General features: G+C 66.8%; 2 protein-coding genes and 1 pseudogene. 1 reads left to right on the top strand and 2 read right to left on the bottom strand.

Annotated elements, in window-relative coordinates:
• Positions 1–193: 193 nt before the first annotated feature.
• A complete protein-coding gene (locus tag AC07CM_RS36490) occupies positions 194–592 on the bottom strand; it encodes a hypothetical protein (protein ID WP_478880890.1) in 399 nt (132 codons plus the stop codon).
• Between AC07CM_RS36490 and AC07CM_RS36485 the strand changes: the two genes are divergently transcribed.
• A complete protein-coding gene (locus AC07CM_RS36485; RefSeq protein ID WP_478880889.1) occupies positions 591–1,001 on the top strand; it encodes a GNAT family N-acetyltransferase in 411 nt (136 codons plus the stop codon). The genes AC07CM_RS36490 and AC07CM_RS36485 overlap by 2 nt on opposite strands.
• 119 nt (positions 1,002–1,120) lie before the next feature.
• Here AC07CM_RS36485 and AC07CM_RS36480 read toward each other — a convergent pair.
• Positions 1,121–1,513, bottom strand: a pseudogene (locus tag AC07CM_RS36480) (ASCH domain-containing protein); the annotation flags it as partial.
• Positions 1,514–1,754 lie beyond the last annotated feature (241 nt).

The raw sequence follows: 1,754 nt of genomic DNA, 5'->3' as shown, positions 1-1,754 counted from the left end.
GGGGGGGAAGCGGAAACCCACGGGGTGGCCCCCGGGGTGGGGGAAGGGAAAACCCCAGGGGAGGAACCAGGGGCTGAGGGGGGGGGGACACGGCACCTCGCGGAGGCACCCTCCGCGGGGTGCCGTGCCTTTGCTTGAGTAGGTTCCCCGGAGTGGGCGCAAGCTGTGCCGGCCCGAGCGTCCAGCACTGACGTCAGATGATGCCAAAGAAGCGAGGCCACCAAGTGGGCCGCTGGACGTGGCAGGGCAATCGGCTCGGCCCGTCGTAGTTGCGCTCCAGTAGTTCCTCAGGAACGGTCGCATACCCGAGGTCGGCCAGAGCCAGATGGCCCTTGCCGAGATCCGCGGCGTCCAACTCGCCAGCTGCTTGTGCTTCCCCGGTGCCACAAAAGGCTCCGGGGTTGTCAGCGCAGACCAGTGCCATTGGCCCGCACTTACTCACGCAGACGACGACCCGAGTCCCGCACACGGTTGCTTGCCCTGGCACGATCACACGCCCGTACTCACTGGAGTCCTGTGTGTCCCGCTCGGTGGCACAACGCGCTTCGAAGTCGTCCTCAAGTCGTGTCACCAGCCGGTCGAATACCTGCATGCCTACCTGGACGATCAAGCCCGAGCCTGTCGCTGGCACGGCTGTGGACAAGGTGATGCGCGAGTACTTCGTGGAGATGGGGCGGCGGGTACTGGGCCGCTCCGCGACGCCGGCAGAGCTTCGAGCAGTGCTTGCCAAGGACCCACACCAGGACCTCAGCCCGCCCGACGGCGAGTTTCTCGTCGCACGCAGCGACGGAGGCGAGTTCCTGGGCTGCGCGGGTCTCAGGCTACTTGGCGGTACCCCGAAGACCGCGGAGCTCAAGCGGATGTATGTGCACCCCGCCGGGCGCGGAGCGGGGTTGGGCCGGGGTCTGCTGCTCGCCGTCGAGGAGGCTGCCAGGAGGTTGGGCGCTGCTCGGATCGTGTGTGAGACCAACACACAACTCACGGACGCACGCGCTTTGTAACGCGGTACGGATACGAGGAGACGACGCCCTACGACGGCCACGACAAGGCGGATCACTGGTACGCCAAGACCCTGGGGTAGCGGATCTTGGAGATTGGCGTCGAGCGTGACTACGCGGAATCGTTCTGCGACGACGAGGGTGTCATCGTCGACGACTGGAGTGCGACCCAGGAACTCGCTCACACCATCGCTCCGGAAGAACTCCTCGTGGGCTGCCCGCCACTGTGCGACGTCGGAGTAGCCGCGTCCCTCGGCTCGCGCGAAGTCGTCGTCGATCTCCTTCATGGGAACGACGCGTACGTCGACGAGCTCGATCGTGACGGCGGGACGGCCTTCGGAATCAAGCACCGAGAATCGCTGACCGGTCACCGGTACTGCCTCTCCGGCGTGCTCGTAGATCTCCAGGAGGCCCGTAAGCGCGGTCTTTCGACCGCTCAGGATCGCCGCCACACCACGGTCACGTTCCGGCCCCGGAAAGGCGAGTTCGAGGGTCGGGAGATCGTCATGTCCCATCGAGTGAGCGTACGAAGCCCGTTCACGTGGATCAAGGGTCACCCCCCCCATCTCGCAGCAGGGGGCGGCGGGGTCGGGATCGGACAGGACGGACGGGGCGAAGACCAGCCCGGCCGGCAGTCCGACCGCGGCCAGGCGCAGACGCAAGCCGGCACCTCGCGGAGGTTGCCTCCGCGAGGTGCCGGCCCACCAACCGTCAGCCCTGGGTGTCGCCCTCGGTGTTGTCGCTTTCGCTAACCTC

The sequence above is a fragment of the Streptomyces sp. NPDC044061 genome (assembly GCF_056434305.1).
This window is presented reverse-complemented; position numbering and strand designations above follow the sequence as displayed.

Coding starts and splice junctions, on each gene's coding strand:
- AC07CM_RS36490 (WP_478880890.1), bottom strand. CDS start 592: ATGCAGGTATTCGACCGGCTGGTGACACGACTTGAGGACGACTTCGAA.
- AC07CM_RS36485 (WP_478880889.1), top strand. CDS start 591: ATGCCTACCTGGACGATCAAGCCCGAGCCTGTCGCTGGCACGGCTGTG.